This window comes from Hymenobacter ginkgonis, assembly GCF_009755225.1.
Taxonomy (GTDB): domain Bacteria; phylum Bacteroidota; class Bacteroidia; order Cytophagales; family Hymenobacteraceae; genus Hymenobacter; species Hymenobacter ginkgonis.
Genome location: NZ_WQKZ01000006.1, coordinates 111,754 through 135,348 on the forward strand (window position 1 = coordinate 111,754; position 23,595 = coordinate 135,348).

11 protein-coding genes are annotated in these 23,595 nt (G+C 62.9%); 9 read left to right on the forward strand and 2 right to left on the reverse strand.

The genetic code is table 11. From position 1 onward, the window contains the following. Positions 1–48 precede the first annotated feature (48 nt). The 7 genes from GO988_RS20360 to GO988_RS20390 all read left to right on the forward strand — a co-directional run bounded on the left by GO988_RS20360 (position 49) and on the right by GO988_RS20390 (position 16,216). Positions 49–852 (forward strand): rhamnogalacturonan acetylesterase, encoded by an 804-nt coding sequence (locus GO988_RS20360; protein ID WP_157569065.1) that lies wholly within the window; start codon positions 49–51, stop codon positions 850–852. Between the two features lie 110 nt (positions 853–962). Further along, positions 963–2,048: a glycoside hydrolase family protein gene (locus tag GO988_RS20365; protein WP_157569067.1), complete on the forward strand. Its 1,086-nt coding sequence runs from the start codon at positions 963–965 to the stop codon at positions 2,046–2,048. 134 nt (positions 2,049–2,182) lie between these two features. Then, complete coding sequence (locus GO988_RS20370) at positions 2,183–5,398, forward strand: SusC/RagA family TonB-linked outer membrane protein (RefSeq protein ID WP_157569069.1); 3,216 nt, start codon at positions 2,183–2,185, stop codon at positions 5,396–5,398. A 71-nt stretch (positions 5,399–5,469) separates the two neighbouring features. Further along, positions 5,470–6,966, forward strand: coding sequence for a RagB/SusD family nutrient uptake outer membrane protein (locus GO988_RS20375; RefSeq protein WP_157569071.1), 1,497 nt, complete (start codon positions 5,470–5,472; stop codon positions 6,964–6,966). A 159-nt stretch (positions 6,967–7,125) separates the two neighbouring features. Further along, positions 7,126–10,128 carry a glycoside hydrolase family 2 protein gene (locus GO988_RS20380; RefSeq protein ID WP_198172947.1) on the forward strand — a complete coding sequence of 1,001 codons (3,003 nt, stop codon included), beginning with the start codon at positions 7,126–7,128 and terminating at the stop codon, positions 10,126–10,128. Positions 10,129–10,304: 176 nt separating this feature from the next. Next, complete coding sequence (locus GO988_RS20385; protein WP_198172949.1) at positions 10,305–12,782, forward strand: glycosyl hydrolase 115 family protein; 2,478 nt, start codon at positions 10,305–10,307, stop codon at positions 12,780–12,782. Further along, positions 12,782–16,216: a DUF4450 domain-containing protein gene (locus GO988_RS20390; RefSeq protein ID WP_157569077.1), complete on the forward strand. Its 3,435-nt coding sequence runs from the start codon at positions 12,782–12,784 to the stop codon at positions 16,214–16,216. Before GO988_RS20385 ends, GO988_RS20390 begins: the two co-directional genes overlap by 1 nt. A gap of 25 nt (positions 16,217–16,241) precedes the next feature. Here the strand turns inward: GO988_RS20390 and GO988_RS20395 are convergent, their stop codons facing one another. Together GO988_RS20395 and GO988_RS20400 are read right to left on the reverse strand one after the other, a co-directional pair. Next, entirely contained in the window at positions 16,242–17,999 is a 1,758-nt protein-coding gene (locus tag GO988_RS20395) for a hypothetical protein (RefSeq protein WP_157569079.1), read from the reverse strand. Positions 18,000–18,164: 165 nt separating this feature from the next. Further along, entirely contained in the window at positions 18,165–21,074 is a 2,910-nt protein-coding gene (locus GO988_RS20400; protein WP_157569080.1) for a glycoside hydrolase family 2 TIM barrel-domain containing protein, read from the reverse strand. A gap of 271 nt (positions 21,075–21,345) precedes the next feature. Between GO988_RS20400 and GO988_RS20405 the strand changes: the two genes are divergently transcribed. Further along, a complete protein-coding gene (locus GO988_RS20405) occupies positions 21,346–22,764 on the forward strand; it encodes a pectinesterase family protein (protein WP_157569082.1) in 1,419 nt (472 codons plus the stop codon). 64 nt (positions 22,765–22,828) lie between these two features. Then, positions 22,829–23,431, forward strand: coding sequence for a HupE/UreJ family protein (locus tag GO988_RS20410; protein WP_157569084.1), 603 nt, complete (start codon positions 22,829–22,831; stop codon positions 23,429–23,431). Positions 23,432–23,595 lie beyond the last annotated feature (164 nt).

Here is a 23,595-nt window from a genome sequence, read left to right on the forward strand (position 1 = left end):
GCCGTTCTTTTTTGCTCAAAATACAGACTTAAAAATCCTACACTCCACATGCTTCTCAAACCCACCCGCTTTCTGCCCCTGGCTGCCCTCGCCCTCTTCGCCACTTTTCTCCTAAATGTGGCGGCGCCTACCCCCCGCCCCACGCTTTACCTCATCGGCGACTCGACGGTGAAAAACGGCCAGGGCCGCGGCGACGGCGGCCTCTGGGGCTGGGGCAACTACTTGCCCGCCGCTTTCGACACCACCCGCCTGCGGGTAGAAAACGACGCCCGCGGCGGCACCAGCAGCCGCACCTTTCGCACCCAAGGGCTGTGGGAAAAAGTGCGCACCAAGATTCGCCCCGGCGATTACGTTATCATGCAGTTTGGGCACAACGATAGCAGCCCGCTCACCGACTCGACGCGGGCGCGGGGTACCATCAAGAGCAACGGCGACGAAAGCCAGGAAGTCTATAACTACCTCACCAAGCAAAAAGAAGTGGTGCACAGCTACGGCTGGTACCTGCGGCAGTTCATCGGCGAGGCGCAAAAGCAGGGCGCCACGGTGGTGGTGTGCTCGCCCATTCCGCGCAACTCCTGGACCGCTGGCAAGGTGAACCGCAGCAGCGCCGACTATGGCAAGTGGGCCGCCGAAGCCGCTCGCCAGGCCAAAGCCACCTTCATCGACCTCAACCAGCTTATTGCCGACAAGTACGACCGCGCCGGCGAGGCTCTAGTTAAGAGCACCTACTTTAATACCACCGACCACACCCACACCATTGAGGCCGGCGCCAAGCTCAATGCCGAAGCCGTGGCCGAAGGCATCCGCGAAGCAAAGGGCCTGGATTTGAAGAAGTACTTGCTGAAAAAGTAGGGGGTAGGGCAGGACGCCCCTTGGTCTGGCGGGAGCCCTACCCGCACAGTGCAGGAGAGTGAGGGGGGTAGGGCTGGCGCATTTTTGAGTAAAGACTCAGCGCCCTACCCATGCCCACCCGCCGCACCTTTCTAACTGGCTTGCTACTGGCCCCGTTTGCGCAAGCGTGGGCGCGTGCTGGCCGCCTCAGCACATATGCTACCTATCCGCGGCGCGACTTTGCCAAATTCAGCCGCCACCTGCGGCCGGTGGGGCGCGTGCTGGAGCTGCCCGGCTACTACGTGTGGTGCAGCTCGCCCATCTACGGGCCCGATGGCCGGGTGCACGTGTTCTTCTCGCGCTGGGACGCCAAAAAAGGCATGGGCGGCTGGCTCAACGGCTCCGAAATAGTGCGCGCCGTGGCCGCCCGGCCCGAGGGTCCCTACGAAGTGCGCGAAACCGTGCTGGCTCCGCGCGGCCCCGGCTATTGGGATGCCACTACTTGCCACAACCCCAGCATTCAGTTTGTTGATGGCCAGTACTGCCTGTTTTTTATGGGCAATTCGAACGGTAAAACCGATACCAAGCGCATCGGCCTGGCCACCGCACCCACCCTCGAAGGCCCCTGGACGCGCCCCGACCAACCCCTGCTGCTACCCGGCCCCGCCGGCGCCTGGGACGACCACTGCACCACCAACCCCGCCTTCATCAAACACCCCAACGGCGAGTACCGGCTCTACTACAAATCGTGGAACACGGCCGAGTACGAGGCCGCGCAGGGCCAGCCCATCCGGGGCAACCGCAAGTACGGCTTGGCCGTGGCCGAGCACCTCGTCGGGCCTTATGTAAAGTATGCCGGCAACCCAGTTATCGACTTTTCGGGGCAGGGGCAGAACAAGCAGTTTGAGGATGCCTTTGTGTGGTGGCAGCACGGCAAGTTCAACCTGCTGGCCCGCGACATGGGCGTGTATAGCCAGGACGTGGGCCTGTACCTCGAATCGGCAGACGGCAAAGCCTGGACGTTCCCTAAAATTGCCTTCCTGCCCCTGCGCGACTACGGCGTGGCGCAGCCCCCGGCCCCCACCAACCTCAAGCGCTACGGCCGGCTCGAACGGCCGCAGCTGCTGCTGCGCGATGGCCGCCCCGAATACCTCTTTTGCGCCTCGCAGGGCGGGGCGGCGGGCACAGCCTCGGCCTTCGTGCTGCGGGTGGGGTAGGGGCTAATAAATTCCTGGTTAGCCAGTAGTCTACAGGAGAGTGTCGAGCGAAAAACTGGATAATATTGGTTAATTATTGGTGAGTTTCTCCTTACTCACGCACTACTTCCGTCTTTATAAAACCCACCCTTCCAATGTCTAAACATTACGCTTGGCCCCGTCGTCGGCTGCTGGTGTGCTGCCTGCCGCTGCTGCTGGCTAGTGCAGCGCCGGTAGCTGCCCTGGCCCACGTTACCTCTCCCCGCGCCGTGGCCGAGTGGCCGCTCACCGGCCGCATTACCTCCCCCACCGGCGAAGGCCTGCCCGGCGTAACGGTGGTGCTCAAAGGCACCACCCGCGGCACCACCTCGGGCCCCGACGGTAGCTTTACCCTGGCGGCGCCCGAAACGGCTGGCACGCTGGTATTCAGCTTTGTGGGTTACCAAACGCAGGAGCGTAAGTTTAGCGGCCCCGAGAAGTTTGCCATCAAAATGGTGGACGATGCCAAGAGCCTCGACGACGTGGTAGTGGTGGGCTACGGCACCCAGAAACGGGCCGACGTGACGGGCGCCATCGCCTCGTTCGACGCCAAAAAGCTGGAGGAGCGCCCCATTGCCCGCGTCGACCAGGCGCTGGTAGGCCAGCTGGCCGGTGTGCAGGTGAAGCAAACGTCGGGCGTACCAGGCCGGGCCTTCAGCATTCAGGTGCGGGGTGCGGGCTCCATCTCGGCCGGCAACGAGCCGCTGTACGTGATTGACGGCTTTCCGCTCGAAACGGCGGCGGCCAATGGCGGCGGCCGCTTTAGCAGCGGCAACCCCCTCGACAACATCAACCCCAATGATATTGAAAATATTGAGGTACTGAAAGATGCGGCCGCGGCCGCTATCTACGGCTCGCGGGCGGCCAACGGGGTAGTGCTCATCACCACCAAGCGCGGCCGCACGGGCAAGGCCATCATCAGCATCAACTCCTTCGCTGGTATCTCGAAGGCCGCCAAGCAACTTGACTTGCTCAACGGCGACGAGTGGGCCGCCAAGGCCACCGAAATCATCAACAACAACTGGGTGAAATCGGGCACGGGCCGCACGGCCAGCCAAACTACCGCCGAGCGCCAGCGCATCCTGGGCCTCACCGGCAACGCCGTAAACCCCGACCTGATACTGGATGACCGCTGGGCCCTACCCGGCCACCCCGGCCTCACCTACATCGACTGGCAGAAGGAGCTGTTTCGCAGCGCGCTCAGCCAAAACTACCAGGTAAGTGCCTCGGGCGCTACCGACAACGTAAACTACTACGTATCGGGCAACTACACTAACCAAGACGGCATCGCCATCGGGCTGGGCTACAAGCGCTATTCGGCCCGCGCCAACGTGGAAGTGAAAGCCAGCGACAAGCTCAAGTTTGGCCTGACCCTGACCCCTACCTTCTCCATTGCCACCGATGCGGGTATTGAGGGCAAGGATAGCCGCCTGCACCAGATACTGTCCGAAACGCCCATTGCCGAAGATTCGGCCGGCATTAACACCGCCTACGGCAAAAACGAAGCTTACCGCTGGGGCGTGTCCACGGCCAGCCCCATCAGCGTTATCAAGGCGTACCAGGGCGACACCCGCACGTTCCGCACGCTGGGTACGGTGTTCGCCGAGTTGCAGCCAGTTCTGGGTCTACGCCTGCGCTCGACGCTCAACTTCGACAACAGCGACGTGACGTCTAAGTCGTACCAGCCGCCCACGCGCAACCTGGCGACGTCGCTGGCCTCGGGCTCGTACAGCGCGTTCCGTCGCCAAACGTTCGTGAACGAAAACACGGCTACTTATAGCAAAGTCATCGGGAAGAACGACTTCTCGGCGCTGGCTGGCTTCTCCTACAACTTCGCCAAGCTCGACAACGTGGCCTTGGCGGCCACCGGCGGCTTCATCAACAACACCGTCACGACGCTGAACGCGGCCACCAACATCTCGGGCACGGGCAGCAACTACACCACCGAATCGCAGAGCGTACTGCTCTCGTACTTCGGCCGCTTGCAGTACGCCTTCGACGGCCGTTACCTGCTGTCGGCCAGCGTGCGCCGCGATGCCTCGTCGCGCTTCGGCTTTGAAAACCAGGCGGGTATCTTCCCGGCTTTGTCAGCGGGCTGGCGCATTTCGCAAGAGGCCTTCATGCTGCCCCTCACGGCCGTGAGCGACCTGAAACTGCGGGCCAGCTTGGGCTACTCGGGCAATAATACCATTGGCGACTACAGCAGCATTGCCACGCTAGGTTTCGCCAACTACGCCTTTGGCGGCACGGCGGGCACCCAGGTAACGGGCCAGGCGCCCAACAAAGTAGGCAACTCGGAACTGAAGTGGGAGCGCAACCGCACCGTCGATTTCGGGGTGGACGTGGGCTTCCTCAAGAACCGCATCACGGCCTCGGCCGACTATTACACCAAAACCAGCCAAGACCTGCTCCTGAACGTGCCGGTGCTCACGGCCTCGGGCTTCGGCACCAACCTCGTTAACATTGGCGAAGTGCAAAACCGCGGCTGGGAACTCGAAGCTACTTCGCGCAACTTAGAAGGTGCTTTCTCTTGGACTACCTCCTTCAATCTGAGCCACAACCAGAATGAAGTGAAGCACCTGGGCCCCGGCGATGCCACCATCGAAGTGCCCAACGGCCTCGACACGCCGAGCAATATTTTGCGCGTGGGCTTGCCTATCTACAGCATTTTTGTAGTGAAGCAAACCGGTATTCTCACCCAAGCCGATATTGATAATAAAGTGGCGTTGTTCGGTTCCGAAACTGCCGGCGATGCCAAGTACGAAGACGCCAACGGCGACGGCAAAATCGACAGCAACGACCGCCAGGTAGTGGGTAACCCTACCCCCAAGTACACCTGGGGCGTTACCAACACGCTGCGCTACAAGGGCTTTGATTTGAGCTTCCTCATTCAGGGCCAGAACGGCGGTTCCATCTACTCGACCCTGGGCCGCGCCATCGACCGCACCAGCGTAGGCTATAAGGAGAACGCCCTGGGCCGCGTGCGCGACCGCTGGGAATCGGCCGACAACCCCGGCAACGGCGTGAAGGGCAAGGCTACCGGCAGCTTCGGCTTTATCCGCAACACCGACTGGCTGTACTCGTCCGACTATTACCGGGTGCGCACCATCACGGTGGGCTACGACCTGGGCTTGCTCATCAACAAGCGCGTGGCCCAGGGTGCCCGCGTGTACGTAACGGCCGAAAACTTCTTTGGCCACGATAAGTACTACGGCGGCCTCAACCCCGACGCCGTGAACACCAGCAACACCGGCACCTTCGTATCGGGCACTGATTACGGCGGATTGCCGTTGTCGAAGACGCTGATTTTGGGCCTCAATCTTACCTTCTAAGCTGGAAGGGGGGTAGGGGCGGCGGACTAACTGCCCGGCCTACTCCCCTCGCTTTTCAGAATTCCCTTCCCATGAAACGACTCCTTCTCTTATTATCTGTCGCCTGCACCCTGGCGTTGGGCGGCTGCGAAAAAGAACTTATTCAAACGCCCATCTCGAACGGCTCGGTCCCGGATTTCTACAAAACGGCCGCCGACTTCGACCAGGCCATGACGGCGGTGTACAGCCAGCTGCGCGGCTACCCCGACCGCGAGGTTATCTTGTCGGAGCTGCGCTCGGATAACATCTACGGTATCAGCGATATCGGTTCGCGCGACTGGGACCCTATCAACAATTTCGCGGCGTCGCTGCTCCCCATCAATCCCTACGTAGCCGATGCCTGGGCTTCGGACTTTTCGACCATCTTCCGGGCCAATACGCTGCTCGACCAGTTGGCCACCAACGGCGGGGTAACGGGCTCGCTGCGAACGCGCTACGAAGGGGAGGCCAAGTTTATTCGGGCCTTCATGTACCTCGACCTGGTGCGCAAGTTTGGCAAAGTGCCCGTGATTGACAAGGCGCTGATTCCGCAGGACGTGGCCCAGATTCCGCGCAGCGAAGTAACGAAGGTGTACGACCTCATTATCAGCGACCTGCAAACGGCCATTGCCAACCTGCCTACCACCTACACCGCCGCCAACGTGGGCCGCCCCACCCAGTACGCCGCCAAAGGCATGCTGGCCCTGGTGTACCTCACGCGCTCGGGCCCAACCTACGGCATCAACGGCCCCGGCCTCGCTAGCAAGGAGTACGACAAAGCCCTGCCGCTGCTGAATGATGTGATTAACAGCGCCAAGTTCTCGGTGCTGCCGAGCTACCCTAACGTGTTTTCGTACACCAATGAAGACAACGCCGAGGTGGTATTCGATATCCAGTACATCGCCAACGGCTCGATTGGCGGCTCGTTCGTCAACGTGGTTATTCCCGACGCCTACTACACGCTGAGCGGTATTCCGTTTGCGGCCGGCTCGGTGGGGATTAAGCCCTGCTCTACCGACCTGATAACCAATGCCTACGCTACTACCGATACCCGCAAGGCCTTCACCATTCAGCCGGGCTACACCTACGCCGGCATCACCGAAACGCGCTCCTTCTACAAGAAGTACCTGAACCCCACCGGCCGTGGCGTGAGCCGTACCGACTGGCCCATCAACTACATCGTGATGCGCTACGCCGACATCCTGATGATGAAGGCCGAGTGCATACTCAATGGCGCCGGTGGCACGCCCGCTGATGCCGCGGCCCTGCTGACGCCCATGCGCACCCGCGCCGCCCAGCCCGCCCTCACCACGCTCGACGTGAACAGCTTGCTCGCCGAGCGCCGCCGCGAATTTGCTGGCGAAAACCTGCGCTGGTATGACCTCATGCGCTCGGGCCGGGTGCTGGACGTGATGAACGCCTGGGTGCTCACCGATGACGTGAATGGCAAAATAACCCGCCCCATCACGCCCAACTTATTGCTCTACCCCGTGCCGCAAGTTGAGTTGAGTTCGGCCCCCGGCCTCTACGACCAGAACCCTGGTTATTAAGTAAGTAGCGCCGCTGAACTAGCCCGGCCTTTGCGGAAATCATTCCCGCGAAGGCCGGGCTTTTGCGTGGCCCCGCGCCGGGCGCCACAGTACAGGAGAGTAGCCGTGGCCCCAGCTGCTTACTTCGCCTACCCCCTCCCCACCCCGCTACCTATGCGAATGAACCGCTTCTATTTTTACCGCTGGTGCATCCTGGGCTGGCTGCCGCTACTTTGGCTGGGCGGGCTGGCTCCGGCTGCCGCAGCGCCTATCCCCGGCCGCACCACCTACGGTTTCAATCCTGGTTGGCGGGTGCTAGTGGGTGACCCCAAGGGTGCCGAAGCCGCTGGCTTCGATGACCAAACTTGGAAAGCCGTGACGCTGCCCTACGCCTGGAACGAGGACGAGGCGTTTAGAAAAGACATCAAGGACCTGAGCACCGGCGTGGCCTGGTACCGCAAGCATTTCCGGCTGCCGGCCGGTGCGGCGGGCCAAAAAGTGTTCGTCGAGTTTGAGGGGGTAAGGCTGGCGGGCGAGTTTTACTTGAACGGCCAGCGCCTGGGCCTGCACGAAAACGGCGTAATGGCCGTGGGCTACGACATCACGCCCTACCTGCGCCCCGCGCCCCAGGACAACGTGCTGGCCGTGCGCACCGACAACGACTGGGACTACAAGGAACGCGCCACCGGCCAAACCTACCAGTGGAGCAACCGCAACTTCAACGCCAACTACGGCGGCATTCCCAAGAATGTGTACTTGCACGTAATGAGCCCGTTGCACCAGACCCTACCCCTGTTTTCGGCCTTGGGCACCACAGGCGTATACGTATATGCCCAGGACTTTGACATTGCTAAAGGCCAAGCTACGGTGGTAGCCGAGGCCCAAGTGAAAAACGAGGGGGTAGGGCCGCGCACCTTCACTTACGAAGCCACCGTGGCCGACGGCACCGGCAAAACCGTGCTAACGGTGCCCGGCGGCAAAACGACCTTGCAGCCCGGCGAGACCCGCACCGTGCGCGCCCAGGGCCGCCTGGCCGACGTGCATTTCTGGAGCTGGGGCTACGGCTACCTGTACACCGTTTCGACCAAGTTGTTGGTTGATAACAAGGTGGTTGACGAAGTAAAAACCCGCACTGGCTTCCGCAAAACGGAGTTTGCGGGCGGCCTCATCAAACTGAACGACCGCGCCATGATGGTGCATGGCTACGCCCAGCGCACCAGCAACGAGTGGCCCGCCGTGGGCCTGGGCGTGCCGGCCTGGCTGAGCGACTACAGCAATGGCCTGATGGTGAGCGGCAACGCCAACCTCGTGCGCTGGATGCACGTGACGCCCTGGAAGCAGGACATTGAGTCGTGCGATAGGGTAGGGCTGCCCCAGGCCATGCCCGCCGGCGACGCCGAAAAGGACGTGAGCGACCGCCGCTGGGGCCAGCGCCTAGAGCTGATGCGCGACGCCATCATCTATAACCGCAACAACCCGAGCATCCTCTTCTACGAGGGTGGCAACGAGAGCATCAGCGCCGCCCACATGCAGGAGCTGAAGGACATTCGCAACTTCTACGACCCGCACGGGGGTAGGGCCATTGGCTCGCGCGAGATGCTTGATATTGCCCAGGCCGAGTACGGCGGCGAGATGCTCTACATCAATAAAAGCGCTGGCAAACCGCTGTGGGCCATGGAGTACTCGCGCGACGAAGCCCTGCGCAAGTACTGGGACGAACTCACGCCGCCCTACCACCAAGACGGCGCCGGCCCGCCCTACAAAGGCGCCAGCGCCGCCGAGTACAACCGCAACCAGGACTCGCAGGCCCGCGAGGACGTCATGCGCTGGTACGACTACTGGCACGAGCGCCCCGGCACCGGCACCCGCAGCAGCGCCGGCGGCGTCAACATCGTTTTCTCCGACACCAACACCCACTACCGGGGCGAAGAAAACTACCGTCGCAGCGGCGAAGTCGATGCCCTGCGCATCGCCAAAGACGGCTACTACGCTCACCAGGTGATGTGGGATGGCTGGGTCGAGCCCGAGCACCCGCATACCCACCTCATCGGCCACTGGAACTATAAACAGGGGGTAGTGAAGAACGTGGACGTAGTATCGAACGGCGAAAAAGTGGAGCTGTTTCTCAACGGCAAGTCGCTGGGTTTTGGCCAGCAGAGCTACCGGTTCCTGTTCACTTTCAAGGATGTAGCCTGGCAGCCCGGCACGCTGCGCGCCGTGAGCTACGACGCCGCGGGCCAGAAAGTGAGTGAAGCCGAACACCAAACGGCCGGCCCGGCCGTGGCCCTGCGCCTTACGCCTACCACTAGCCCCGCCGGCCTGCGCGCCGACGGCACCGACCTCGCCCTGGTGCAAGTAGAGGCCGTAGACGCCCAAGGCCGCCGCTGCCCCACGGCGCTGAATATGGTCAACTTCGCCCTCAGCGGCCCCGCCGAGTGGCGCGGCGGCCTGGCCCAAGGGCCTGGCAACTACATCTTGGCCAAAAGCCTACCCGTGGAAGGCGGCGTGAACCGCGTGCTTGTGCGCACCACCACGCAGGCCGGCAACATCACGTTATCGGCCACGGCCGAGGGGCTGAAACCGGCCGCCATTAGCTTGAAATCGCAGCCGGTGATGGTGAAAGATGGCTTAGCTACCCAACTACCGGGCCGCGACCTGCCGGTGAGCTTGCAGCGCGGGCCCACGCCGGCGGGGCCATCGTTCACGGTGTCGCGGGTGGCGGTGCCGGTAAAGTCGGCCACCGCGAATTCTAACGCCGCCAACGCCGCGCTGAGCTTTGATGATAACGAGCTGTCGGAGTGGGTAAGCGACCGCAAAGAGGTTAAACCCTGGATTGAGTACACCCTGGCGCGCCCCGCCAGCATTAGCGAAGTGGCGATGAAGCTAACCGGCTGGCGCACCAGCACCTACCCCCTGCGCATCTTGCTCGATGGGCAGGAGGTGTTCCGGGGCACCACCACGCGCAGCTTGGGCTACTACACCGCCACCTTCGCCCCGCGCACCGGCCAAACGCTGCGCATCGAGCTAACGGGCAGCACCCAAGCCAAAGATGCCTTCAACATCACCGAGTTGGAAGCGCCCAAAGTGCCCACCGCCGCCACCGACCAGCCCGGCCCGCCCGGCACCCTGGGCCTGGTGGAGGTAGAAGTATATGAGAAGGCTCCCGGTGCTTTAGCGCCGTAATTGATTTTACTGCTATGTGCAACACTGTTCGGGCGCCCTACCCCACCCCCAGCCCCTCCCCTTCGGGAGAGGGGGGGCGACCGTTAGCGAACGTCAGATTTCGTCCGGCTCTCCTCTCCCGAAGGGGAGGGGCTGGGGGTGGGGTAGGGCGTCGGAGTCTGTGGCTAACCACTCTGGTGCTACTGCTAGTCGGCCACTCATCCTTAGCCCAGGCGCCGCTCACCGCGCCGCTTACGGCTACCTATACCCCTCAAAACTTCCCGCTGGTGCACGCGCACCGCGCCGCGCCGCTCTGCCTCGACCCCCGCGACGCCGAAGTGGTGCGTGTAGCGGCCGAAGCCTTTGCCGGCGACGTGGCCCTGGTGACAGGCGTGCGCCCAGCTTTGCAAAAGGGGGTAGGACGTCCGCCAGCCGGCCCGGCCGTACTCATCGGCACGCTGGGGCAGTCAAGGCTAATCGACAAACTCGTGGCGAGCGGCAAGCTCAAAACTGACCACCTGCGCGGGCAGTGGGAAAGCTTTGTGATAGAGGTGGTTGAGAGACCGCTTCCCGGCGTGCCACGGGCGCTGGTTATTGCGGGCAGCGACCGGCGGGGCACGGCTTTCGGGGTGTTTGAGGTGGCGCGGCGCATGGGGGTATCGCCTTGGGTGTGGTGGGCCGATGTGGCCCCCGCACACCACGCGACGCTGTATGTGCAGCCCGGCCGGCTGGCGCCGGGCCCGCCGTCGGTGCAGTACCGCGGTATTTTTCTCAATGATGAAGATTGGGGCCTGCGCCCCTGGGCGGCCCGCCACCTCGACAAGGACGTGCAAGATATTGGCCCGCAGACCTATGCACACATCTTCGAGCTGCTGCTGCGCCTGAAAGCCAACTACATCTGGCCCGCCATGCACCCCGGCACCAAGGCCTTCTACCACTACCCCGCTAGCCCCGTGCTGGCCGACCGCTACGCCATTGTGGTGGGCAGCAGCCACTGCGAGCCCATGCTGCGCAACAACGTGTTTGAGTGGGCCGAAAACTACCAGCAGGAGTACGGCCAAAAGCCCGGCCCTTGGCGCTACGACCTCAACGGCCCCCAGATGTACCACTACTGGGAAGACCGCGTGAAGCAAAGTGCTGATTACGAGTCGGTATACACCGTAGGGATGCGCGGCATCCACGATGGCAGCATGCCCGGCCCCGCCAGCCGCCCCGCCAAGGTGCACCTGCTCGACAGCATCATCACCGACCAACGCCGTCTGCTCGGGGCCTACCACCAGCAGCCAGTACCCCAGATTTTTTGCCCTTATAAAGAGGTATTGACGCTGTACCAGGAAGGCTTGAAACTGCCCGACGACGTGACCATCGTGTGGGCCGACGACAACCACGGCTACATTCGGCAACTATCTGATAAAGAAGAACAAAAGCGCAGTGGCGGCAGCGGCGTCTACTACCACCTCTCGTACTGGGGCGCCCCGCAAGACTACCTCTGGCTGTCGAGCATTTCACCCTCTTTAGTGAGCTACGAGCTAAGCAAAGCCTACGCCCTAGGCGCTCGGCGGCTGTGGGTGGTGAACGTGGGCGACATCAAGCCCGCCGAATTGGAAACCGAATTTGCGATGGATTTGGCCTGGAACGTGGGCCGTTGGTCGCCGGCCACGGCGGCGGGCTACCCTCTGCACTGGGCCACCGCCACCTTCGGCCCAAAATTGGCTCCCGCCATTGCCCATATCAAGCAAGAATACTACCGGCTGGGCCACGCCGCCAAGCCCGAGCACCTGAGCGGCGTCGCCTTCACGCCCGCCGAGCAAGACCAGCGCCTGGCTGCTTATCAAAAGATTGCTGCCGAGGCGCAGGCCCTGCAAAAGCAAGTGCCAGCCGCCTTGCAAGCGGCTTATTTTGAGTTGATTCTCTACCCCACGCAGGGCGCCCGGCTGCTGAATGAGAAGGTGTTTTACGCCGCCCGCAGCCTAGCGCTAGCCCAGCAGGGCCAAGGCGAAGCCCTCGCCTACGCTCAAAAAGCCCAGGCCGCCTATGACCAAATTCAAGTCCTGACGCGCCACTACAACGACGGAATAGCCGGCGGCAAGTGGGCCGGCATGATGAGCGCCCACCCCCGCGACCAAAAGATATTTGAGATGCCGCCCGTGGCCACGCCCGCCCTGGTGGCGGCTGGTAAAGCCTCGGCTGCCCTAGCCAGTTTCGTCGCGGCTGGCCCGGCACCGCGCCTCATCCCTGCCACCGCCTACACCCATAAGCAGGAGCGCGCCGGCGAAAAGCTGACCCAGCTGCCTGGCCTGGGCCTCGGTGGCCAGGGCCTCACCCGGCTGCCCTACGACGTGCCTTCTTTTGCCGCCCCCGACCTAACCCAGGCGCCCTACCTGGAGTACCGGGCCGACTTGCCGGCCGGCCCGCACACCATTGCCGTGCGCTGCCTGCCCACCTTTGGGCTCTACGCCGGCCGGGGCCTGCACTACGCCATTTCGGTCAACCAAGGCCCGCCCCAGGTGGTGGATGTGAACGTGCCTGCCGATTCGAAACAGTGGAAAGAAAACGTGCTGCGCGGCTTCTCGCAGGGCCAGACCACCCACGAGGTTTCGGCCGCGGGGCCGGCTACCATTCGCGTGTATCTACTCGACCCTGGGGTAGTGCTAAACCAGTTACAACTTGATTGATGACGCTAAAAAGCACGTTGCTCTTGCTCCTGTGGGGGCTGCTGAGGGGGGTAGGGCAGGCGCAAGTAGCGCCTACCCCTCCGCTCTGGCACAACCAGCCGCGCACGCTGCGCTACCATCCCGAGGGCCAGGATTTTGTCATTACCAACGGCGAACGGCGCTTCAACCGCGCCCTTTATGGCACCAATACCGCCTTCCGCGTCGAGGCCGGTGACCTACCCGAGTTTGCCCTCTACCTGCCCGGCATGGGCGGCAATCTAAAATTTGGCCTGCTCGCGGGTGGCCAGAGCAAGTGGCTGCTAAAGGCGGAGCACATCACCGCCCGCTATCGCCCCGGCGCCATGCTCTACGACATCACCGACCCGCTGCTGGGCGCTGGCCGGCTGCACCTCGAAGTGCTGGCCCTGGCCGACGCCGAAGGCGTGCTGGTGAGAGCGCAGTTCGATAATGTGCCCGCCAAAAAGGTGCAGCTGCTGTGGGTTTTCGGCGGGGCCACGGGCAAGAAGTTCAGCCGCGACGGCGACATCGGCGCCGACCCTGAATCGAGTTTTTACCTCAAGCCGGAGTATTGCCAAGGCAACGCGTTTGTGCTGAAAGACAACACCTTTCAGCTGACCTATGGGGTAGGGGAGCCGGCCAAAGCGCCTACCCCGCCGCCCGCGCCCAAGGTGCTGGTGGGGGTAGGGCCGCCCGCGGCCAAGCTCCGCCTGGCCGACGCCGCGCAGCAAGCGTCGCCGGAGGAGCTGCTGGCTTCTCAGGGCTCGGCCACGCCGGTGCTGGCCGGCGTGATGTCCGTGCGGGCCGGCGAGGCGCTGTACTTCCAGGTGCAGAAGCCAGGCGATGCTAAGCAGTTAACTTATAAAGAGTTGCCCGCTGCTTTTGCGCAAGCCGAAGCGGCGCGGACGGCGCTGGCCAGCCGCGTGCAAGTCAGCACCCCCGACGCGTATATCAACACGCTGGGCGGGGCGCTGGCGGTGGCGGCCGATGCCATTTGGGAGGCACCCTCGTACCTGCACGGCGCGGTGGCCTGGCGCATCCGGCTCAACGGCTGGCGCGGGCCCTACGCCGCCGACCCGCTGGGCTGGCACGACCGAGCCAGCCAGCACTTTCGGGCCTACGCCAAGTCGCAGCTCCTGAGCCCGGCCAGCGGCCCGGTGGTGCCCGATACGGCGCTGCACGAGGCCCGGCAGCTTGAAAAGCTGGGCACGGCCATCTTCAGCAGCGGCTACATCAGCCGCAACCCCGGCGGCGATTTTCGGCCCCACCACTACGACATGAACCTCGTGTACGTGGATGCCCTGCTGCGCCATCTGCGCTGGACCGGCGACCTGGCCGAGGCCCGCGAGCTGTGGCCTACCCTGCAACGCCACCTGGCCTGGGAAAAGCGCAACTTCGACCCCGACGGCGATGGCCTCTACGACGCCTACGCCGCCATCTGGGCCAGTGACGCGCTCCAATACAGCGGCGGCGCTGTCACGCACACCTCGGCCTACAACTACTTCGCCAACCAGCTGGCCGCCGAGCTGGCCGCGCTGCTGCACGAAGACGCCGCGCCCTACCGCCAGGAGGCCGCCCGCATCCACGAGGCGATTAATAAGCGCCTCTGGCTGCCGGGCCAGGGCTGGTACGCGGAGTATCAGGATGCTTTGGGGTTGAAGCAGTTGCACCCCGCCGCGGGCCTCTGGACCATTTACCACGCCCTCGATTCGGAGGTGCCCGATGCTTTGCAGGCCTACCAGGCCCTGCGCTACATCGATGCCGAGCTGCCGCACATTCCGGTGCGGGCGGCGGGCCTGCCCGACGCCGGCTACTACCTGCTTTCGACCACCAACTGGCAACCCTACGACTGGTCGCTCAACAACGTGGTGATGGCCGAAAACCTGCACGCCACCCTCGCCTACTGGCAGGCCGGGCGCCGCGAAGCGGCTTTTCTGCTTTGGAAAAGCGCCCTGCTCGAAAGCATGTACCTGGGCGCCAGCCCCGGCAATTTCCAGCAAATCTCCTTTTACGACGCCAACCGCGGCGAACTGTACCGCGACTTTGCCGACCCCATCGGGGTAGCCGCCCGCTCGCTGGTCGAGGGCTTGTTCGGCATTCAGCCCGATGCCCTGCACGACACGTTGCGGGTGCGCCCCGGCCTACCCGCCGCCTGGGATTCGGCCCGGCTTAAGGTGCCCGATGTATCGTTTCAGTTTCGGCGGCAGGGCCAGCGCGAGGTGTACACCATCGTGCCGAGCTTTGCCAAAGCGCTGGCTCTGAAGCTGCAAGTGCCCGCCCTGGCCGACCACATCCAGTCGGTGACGGTGAACGGCCAGCCGGTTGCCTGGCACAACTTAGCCGGGGCGGTGGGCCAGCCAACTATCGAAGTCACGAGTGCCCCGGCGGCCCGCTACGTGGTGGCCATTCAGTGGCAAGGGCCGGCTATCAGCCCGGCGCGGCCCGCGCCCACGGTGGCGCCCGGTGGCCGCTTCGCGGCGCAGTTTGCCCCGGCCAGGGTAGGGCCGGTGCGCGACCCGCAGCAGGCCTTGCGCCAGGTGCAAACCCCAGCCACCGGCACCGAACTCACGGCCCAGGTAGCCGGGCAACCCGGTAGCCGCACCGCTTTCGTGCAGCTTCAGCAAGGAGATTTCCAGTGGTGGGAGCCACTGCCCCTAACGGTGCAAAGCCCGCTCGCCGCCGCGCCCATCGCTACCCCGGCTAAGTCCGCCAAGTGGGAAACCGTGGACCTCGCGCCCTACTACAACGACCAGGTAACGCGTATTTTTCAGAACCGCTACCTGAGCCCGCGCGCCACTACGGCCACGCTGGAGCTGCCCACCCAGGGCATCGGCAACTGGTGCTACCCCCTCACCCAAGCCAACATCGACGACAGCGGTCTGCGCCGGTTGGCGGGCACTAAAAACGAGATTCAACTGCCTACGGGGATGCCCTTTCGGACGCCCAGCGCGGCCGGAAGTAGGAATATTCTGTTCGTGTCGCAGTGGGATAACTACCCGCGCCAAGCCACGGTGCCCCTGCGCGGGCAGGCCGCCCGCGCCGTGCTGCTGCTGGCCGGCAGCACCAGCGCCATGCAAAGCCAGTTTGCCAACGGCGAAGTGACCGTGGCCTACACCGATGGCAGCACCGCCACCCTACCCCTGCGCAACCCCGACAACTGGTGGCCCATCGAGCAAGACTACCAGGACGATGGCTTTGCCTTCCGCACCAACGCCCCCAAGCCCTACCGGGTGCACCTCAAAACGGGCCTCATCACCCGCGATTTTGCTAAGTATACCAGCCTCAAGGGCTACAGCACCCGCGCCATCGACGGTGGCGCGGCCACCGTGCTGGAACTACCCCTCGACCCGAAAAAGAAGCTCAAAAGCCTCACTATGCACGCGTTGGCTAATGATGTAGTAATCGGCCTAATGAGCGTGACGCTGGGCCGCCAGTAGCGGCCGCGCTACAGCGCCGCTGTGGCTAGTAGTGCGTGTGGTTTACCACGGTGCGTTGCAGATACTCCGGGTTTTTCTTCAGGTCTACCCCCCTCGATTGGGCTTGGCGGCTGCCGTACACGCGCAGCCAGCCGGGGCTAAGGGTGATGACCTGCTCGGCCCCGGTACCTTCAAAATCAAATAGGTGAAACACCGGATCGGGGAAGTACAGCTCGCCGGTACCGGCATCGTTGAGCCGAAACTTGTACCAGAACAAGTCGGTAGTGCGGCCGTCGCCGCGCCAGTTGCCGCGCACAAAATCGGGGTTGCCGTTGAGCGGGGTGCCGGGCCATTTCTTCACGCGGCGGCCTTGGCTGTCAAACCAATAGAGCTGGCTCGAAAGGTAGGGCTCGCCGGCTTCGCGGTTGCCGTAGGTGCGGCCGCCCACCACTACTTGCGGCCCCGGCACGGCACGCAAAAAGTCGCCCACCTGAATTTGCTGGCTGTGCTCGGCGGTGACCTGCCAAATGGTTTTGCCCGTGAACGCCTGGCGCACGAAGACGCCGGTTTCGCTGTTGGCCGTCACGATGTCGAGGTGCCCGTCGTGGTTCACATCCGCAAATTTGTAGCTGTCGGCGTGGTCGTGGTTGTCGGGCAGCAGGTCGAAGCGGTTCCAGATTTCCTTCCCCTTGGCGTCGAGCAGCAGCGAGCCCACCAGCACCTCATCCACACCATCTTGGTCGAGGTCAACGGGGTAGACGTAGTGGCCGAGGCTGTCCTTTTTGCGCGGTTCGGTGTGCGTCCAGAGCGGTTTTAGCTGGGCATCGTAGGCTGAAACCGAAATGGTGCCGCCCATATCGGTGAGCACCACCAGGTCGTTGGGGGCGCCGCCGGGGTGCAGCCGGCCCACCGCCAGCCGGAAGTTGTTGTAGTCGTGGGGTAGTGGGCGGGTAGGCCAGGGCACCTCGCGGCGGATGCGGCCCGTGCGGCCGTCGGCCAGCACCAGCCACTCGCGGCCGTCGTGGAAGCGCCAGTGCGCCAGCTCGGCCCGGCGGTCGTGGTCAAAATCCCACACCACGCCGGGCGCCTCAAATTCGGAGCGCTCTTTTACGTACTCACTAGGAGCCTGGTACTGCCACAGCGCACGGCCGCTGTTGTCGAATACGTGCACCGAAAAATCGGGGCTTAGCACGGCAAAATCAGTCTTGCCGTCGCCGGTCACATCGCCAAACTTCACGGCGTTGGAAGCCGGAATAGGGTACTCGTGCAGCAGCTGCACATCGGCGGCTAGCTGCTGGGGCCGCACGTCGGCTTCCGCCAGCTGCGGGTTTTGGCTGAGCACCAGCACGTCAAACGCCCCGCCCAGCTCGACGCGGGTAATCTTGATATCGGCCGGGCCGGCGGGCAGCGCGAAGGTGCCGCCCGGCTGCCAGCTCAGCGGCCCCTGGCCAAAAGCGGTAGCCGTTAGCTGGTCGTTCACGGCCACCCGAAACGACGTTTTGGGGCCGCCCTGGCTGCGCACGTAGAGGTAGTAGGTGCCCGCGGCCGGCACCTGCACCTGGGTGAGCAAGTTGGTTTTCGACTTGAGCACCAGCGCCGTATTGTTGAACAGCCACGGCGCCTTCAGCTCGCCGGCAGTGGCGATAATGTCGCCCTTCGGCAGCTCCTCCAAAAAATCCGAAGCCGGCACGATGACGGTGTTAGGCAGGGGGGTAGGGCCACTCGCCTGGGCGTGGGCCAAGCTGCCTAAGCCTGCGCTAAGTAGCAGCAGTGTTGCGCCAATGCTGCGCAAAAAGTAGCTCATAGCCAGAATAATTTACATAAATGAAATGCTCAGAACGTCCTGCTGAAAGTAGGGAAACATCGCTACCACATCGCGCTTGGGTAATGCGAGCGAGCTGCTTCCCTGCGTTCAGTAGGACGTTCTTTTTAGGCGTAATAATCAGGTTTTACTCACTGCTCTACCCCCCTAAAACAGGTCATTCTTGGCCGGCACGGTGTAGGGCTGGGGCTTGCCGGTCGTCTTCGGGATGCCGAAGAAGAAATACAGTGTGCGCCGGGTGGGGCCGCCGAGGTGGTTAACTTCGCTGAGCGGGCCCAGGTTTTTGGTGTTGTTGTCGAGGTTGAGAGCCAGCTTGGTGCCGATGGGCGGAATAGCATCCAGAAACGAAAAATTGCCTGGCGGCAGCGCCGGCGCGGGTACCACGCCCGACAGCCCGTAGAAATCGAACAGCCGCACGAACAGGCCTTTGTCAGGGGTAGCAACTAGAAATTTGCCTTCTACGGTGTTCATTTCGAGCCAGGCCACGTCGGCAAAATAACCTTTAAACTCGGGGTAGAGCCAGGGCGCAGCACCGGTTTGGGTGTTATTGTATGCATTTTCCCAGACGTTGGTGGTGGGGCCGGCCAGGCGGTTTTTCCACACGCGGTAGGGGCCTTTGCCCAGCCACTTGGCGCCGAGCACGTAGTTCTCGGGGTAGGTAAACGTCAAGCCCGCGGCGGGGTAGTCGCCCTTGGGCAAGTCGTAGGTGTAGTCGAGGCGCAGCCAGCCGTCGGGGCCCATCGTCCAGCGCACGGTGGTGAGGGCGCCCTGGTAGCGCACCTCCACCACTTCGGCGCCGGCCTCGGGGTGGTGCGCCAGGCCGGCGAAAGTGGCCGCGCCGCCCACCAGCACCGGGCCGTTGGCGAAGCTGAGCTTGTCGCCGTTGTTGCCTTTTACCTTGCCCAGCTGGCCCGTCAATTTGCTGAAGCTGACCGCGATGCCGCCGGCTTGCAGCGTGAGGAGGCTATCGGTCTCGGTTACGGCAACGGGGGGTAGGGGCGGGGGGGCGGTGGCCGTTGGTAGTGGCTTGGCGCTGGCGAGGGGGGTAGGCAGGATGTCGCGCAGCAAGCTAGTATTGGCGCCCGTTTGCCAGGTCCACTGGTACACCAGGTTCTTCTGCGGGTCGAAGGCTGAGAGTAGAATGGCGTCGTAGGTCTGCCAGTCTTTGGGCAGCTTGAGGTCGAGCTGGCCGGTGGCCAGTGGCGCTACGCTGGGGCTAGCAATGCGGCTCTTTTTCAGGGTAGTATAGCCGGCGAAAGCTTCGCCAGGCTGGCGGTATTTCACCAGCTCCCACTGAAAAAAGCACTGGTTGAGGTTGGTGAAATGGTAGCGGTTTTCGACCGCCACGCGGCCGTTGAACTTGGCGGGCAGCTCCTTGAGGGCAATGTGTACCGGCGAGAAAATCTCCCGAATAGCAAAAAAGCTACCCTCCTTTTCGCGGTGCGGCCCGAGCACGCCGTCGGGCGCGTTCACGCCGTTCACGTCGATGATGTTGCGCTGGTCGGTGCGCACGATGCCCTCGTCTACCAAGGCCCAGAGGAAGCCGCCGCCCGAGCGCGGGGCGTGCCAGTGCAAATCCCAGAAGTCGGCTAGGGCCGCCCCGCCCCCGCCATCGTCCTGCGAGTGCAGAAACTCGGTGGGCATGTAAATGAGCGAATCGGCGAGTATCTGCTTGGTGCTGTAGTAGTTCTCGTAGTGGTTGCAGTCGATGCCGCTGTGCGCATTGCCCGGCCGGTGGTGCGGGTGAAGGACGGGCCGGTTCGACAAATCGTACTTCGCAAACTCGGCGTCGAGCTCCTTATTCGTGCCGCCCTCGTTGCCGTTGTCCCAAAAAATGATGCTCGGGTGGTTCACGTCTTTGCGCACCATTTCGCGCACGATGGGCCGGCCGGCCTTGGTGCTGTAGGCCTTCTGCCAGCCGGCCAGCTCGTCGAGCACGTACAGCCCCAGCGAGTCGCAGAGGTGCAGAAACTCGGCGTCGGGTGGGTAGTGCGACATGCGTACCGCGTTCATATTCATCTCCTTAATGAGCTTCACGTCCATCAAGTGAATCGAGTCATTGAGGGTGCGGCCGGTTTCGGGCCACCAGCTGTGGCGGTTGGTGCCCTTCATTTTTACCTGCGTGCCGTTCACGAAAATGCCCTGGCCCCGCCGCACCTCAATGGTGCGAAAGCCGAAGGTTTCGGTGGTTTGGTAAAGCGGCTGGCCGGCGGCTTGCAGCACGAAGCGGGCGCGGTAGAGGTGGGGCGTTTCGGCGGTCCAGGTCAGGGGCTTGGCTACTTGGGTGCGCAGCTGCACCACGGTATCGGTGGCAGTGGCGCGGCCGGTAGCGGTGCCCACCACCTTGCCCGCAGCGTCGAGGATATCGGCCCGCACGTCGGTGGCCTGGCTTAGGCCGCGCAAACCCACGTTCACGGCAAACGAGCCGTCGGCACGGGCATTAATGGCAGTGTAGGGGACGAATTGGCGGGGGTAGGCTTCGAGGTAAACCGGTCGGAAAATGCCGCCGAATATCCAATAATCGGCCAGGCGCTCGGCGTTATTTACCGAGGCGTCGGCCGACATTTTGCTTACCGTTACTTCGAGCTGGTTGGGCTGGCCGGCTTTCAGCAGCGGGCTGATATCGTACTTAAATCGGTAGAACGCGCCTTGGTGAATGGGTCCGGCCAACTGGCCGTTGACGCGCACTTCGGCGTCGGTCATGGCGCCTTCAAACACGATATAAACCGCTTTTTGCTGCCAGTCGGCGGGCACCGAAAACGTGCGTTTGTACTTGCCCTGCTCATCGGCAAAGCGGAAATTCTTGCCGTAAGTCTTGTAGTCGCGGCCGTAGTTGTACGAGCCAAACCCCTGCTGCTCCCAGCACGAAGGCACTTGAATAGTAGTCCAGTAGCCGCTTTTGCGCCCGCCGGTGCAATAAAAATCCCAGGGTACGGTGTGGGTATTGTCGCGGCCCGAGAGGTATTGCACCTGCTTCTGCGGGGCGGTGGGCTGGGCCAGGGCGGGCAGCACCAATAGAAGCAAACCGAGTAGGTAAGCGGCGAAGGCTGGAGGCATAGGGTGGGGGTAGGCGAAGCGGCAAGTGAGGCAATTAGCGCCTCAATCTTAGGAGCCAGCGCCGGGCGCGGCGCCCTGTAGTGTCCTGCCTGGGGGGTAGGGCCCACCGCAGAAGGCGAACCCACCTAGTACCCCCTAAACCGCCCGAGCACGGCCTCAACTACGCTCACTGCTTTGGCAACGATTGCATAAATAAAGGCCGAAGACTGGCTTTTTCTGGCGGTCAGGCTGGGTAATATTGACGTCTATTCCCACTCGCTTTTTCTTCGTGATGACTGTATTCGCTACTGGCCCAGCTGGCCGTTTTTGGGCGCTGCTAGGCTATTTGTTGCTGGCCACCTGCGGCGCGCGGCTTTATGCCTACGACGTGACGGTGGCCCAGGATGGCAGCGGTACCTACCGCACTATTCAGGCGGCCGTGGCGGCGGCGCCCGAGGGGCGCACGGCCACTTACACCATCTTCATCAAGGATGGCATTTATACCGAGAAGGTTATCGTGCCGGCTACCAAGCCTTTTTTGCAGTTCGTGGGCCAAAGCGTGGCCAATACCATCCTCACTTGGCACGACAATAACAAGACGCCCAACGGCCAGGGTGGCACCGTGGGCACGGGTGGCTCGGGCAGCATTGTCGTGAATGCTACCGATTTTTCGGCCCTGAACCTGACGTTCGTCAACTCGTTTGGCGACGGCTCGCAGGCGGTGGCCGTGAGTTTGTACGCCGACCGGGCGGCGTTCCAAAACTGCCGCTTTCTGGGCAACCAAGACACGCTGCTGACCTATGAAAGCAACGGCGCCGTATCGCGTCACTACTTCCAAGATTGCTACATTGATGGCAACGTCGATTTCATCTTCGGCAACGCGATTGCTATTTTTGACAACTGCGTGATTTACGCCAAAACCCGCGTGGTAAACCCGGCGGCGTCCTACATCACGGCCGCCAATACACCGCCTACCCAGCGCTACGGCTACTTGTTTCGGCACGCCAAAATCCCCGCCAACAACGGCACTACCCTGTATTACCTGGGCCGGCCCTGGCAGAATGCAGCCGGCTTTTCGGTGGCGGCGGGCAATCTGTCGCACCCTCAAGTTATTTTCCTGCATACCAAAGTAGGCGCTAATGAGATTCAGCCGGCTGGCTGGGTGGTTTGGAACGCGGGCACCGACACCACCAAAATCACCTACGGCGAATACCAGACCCGTTACTTGGCCGGCCAGCCAGTAGCTACCGCCCAGCGCGTAGGCTGGGCGCGGCAACTGGCGCCCGCTGATACGGTGGCGTACACGCTCGCCAACTTGTTTGGCCCCGGCACGGGCACTGCTACCCGCACTGGCGCGCCCGTGAGTGCCGCCTGGGACCCTGCCACCGTGGCGCCCGTTTTTGGCCACTACCGGGCCCCCGACATTGCCGTATCCAACTTGCGCGCCACCCAAACCGCCACCCAAACACTCCTGCAATGGAACATCAGCTGGGCGATGGCGGGCATTAAATACGACCTTTACCGCTCGGCCGATAACAGCACGTTTAAGCGTATCCGCAGCCAAACGGCGGCTACCGACTCGCTCTACAACTTTGCGGCGAGCGATGCCCTACCCCCCCTCGGCACTACGTACTACTATAAGGTAGTGGCTTCGAAAAAGAAGCTGGCGCCGCATACCACGCCGGTCGTGCCGGTGGTGCGCGGTCATTAAGCGCCACCCCGCTCACATAGCCAGCCGCCCCACATATGCGCGCTGTTGCTCAAATTTGCGGGCGATGTCCGTTTTCACGACCTACCTCCAACTGGGCTTTCTGCACATTTGCAGCTGGAAGGCTACCGACCACCTCACCTTTCTGCTGGCGCTGTGCGCGCCCTACGTGCTGGCCGACTGGCGGCGCGTGGTGGCGCTGGTTACGAGCTTCACCGTAGGCCATTCCATCACGCTGGCGCTGGCTACGCTGGGCCTCGTGGGCGTAAATGCGCCCGTGGTAGAGGCGCTGATTCCGGTCACCATCCTCCTCACGGCCTTGGTAGATATGCGCCAGGCGGGGCCGGCGCTGGCCCGGCAGTCGCGCCGCCCTACCCCCCTTATTTGGTCGGCACCCAATGCGTTGGCCGTTGCGTTCGGGCTGATTCACGGGCTGGGGTTTTCCAATTATTTGCGGGCGCTGCTAGGGAGTCAGCGCCGCCCGGTGGTCGAGTTGCTGTCCTTCAACCTGGGCGTTGAGATGGGCCAGCTATTAGTAGTAAGTGGAATTTTGCTGTTCGGCTTTATCATGCTGCGCATCTTCGGCGTGGCCCGCCGCGACTGGATACTCACCACTAGCGGCGCGGCGCTGGGCGTGGCCGCGCTACTGCTTGTGCAAATGTTTGCCTAAGGAAACAGGGGGTAGGCAATAGAAGAAAGCACGTTATCAGGAAAGAAGAACGACCTAGAGTGCGCAGCCGGTCGTTCTTCTCTTTTGCGTGCAAATAGGTCTTGCCTCCTTCCACTTCCCGCAACCCCCGGTGTATCTTCGCCGACTATACCCACTGATTCTCT

What these genes read in the sequence shown, in the direction of transcription:
- GO988_RS20400 (WP_157569080.1), bottom strand. Translation starts at nt 21,074, where the DNA reads ATGCCTCCAGCCTTCGCCGCTTACCTACTCGGTTTGCTTCTATTGGTG.
- GO988_RS20360 (WP_157569065.1), top strand. Translation starts at nt 49, where the DNA reads ATGCTTCTCAAACCCACCCGCTTTCTGCCCCTGGCTGCCCTCGCCCTC.
- GO988_RS20370 (WP_157569069.1), top strand. Translation starts at nt 2,183, where the DNA reads ATGTCTAAACATTACGCTTGGCCCCGTCGTCGGCTGCTGGTGTGCTGC.
- GO988_RS20365 (WP_157569067.1), top strand. Translation starts at nt 963, where the DNA reads ATGCCCACCCGCCGCACCTTTCTAACTGGCTTGCTACTGGCCCCGTTT.
- GO988_RS20390 (WP_157569077.1), top strand. Translation starts at nt 12,782, where the DNA reads ATGACGCTAAAAAGCACGTTGCTCTTGCTCCTGTGGGGGCTGCTGAGG.
- GO988_RS20405 (WP_157569082.1), top strand. Translation starts at nt 21,346, where the DNA reads ATGACTGTATTCGCTACTGGCCCAGCTGGCCGTTTTTGGGCGCTGCTA.
- GO988_RS20375 (WP_157569071.1), top strand. Translation starts at nt 5,470, where the DNA reads ATGAAACGACTCCTTCTCTTATTATCTGTCGCCTGCACCCTGGCGTTG.
- GO988_RS20380 (WP_198172947.1), top strand. Translation starts at nt 7,126, where the DNA reads ATGAACCGCTTCTATTTTTACCGCTGGTGCATCCTGGGCTGGCTGCCG.
- GO988_RS20395 (WP_157569079.1), bottom strand. Translation starts at nt 17,999, where the DNA reads ATGAGCTACTTTTTGCGCAGCATTGGCGCAACACTGCTGCTACTTAGC.
- GO988_RS20410 (WP_157569084.1), top strand. Translation starts at nt 22,829, where the DNA reads ATGTCCGTTTTCACGACCTACCTCCAACTGGGCTTTCTGCACATTTGC.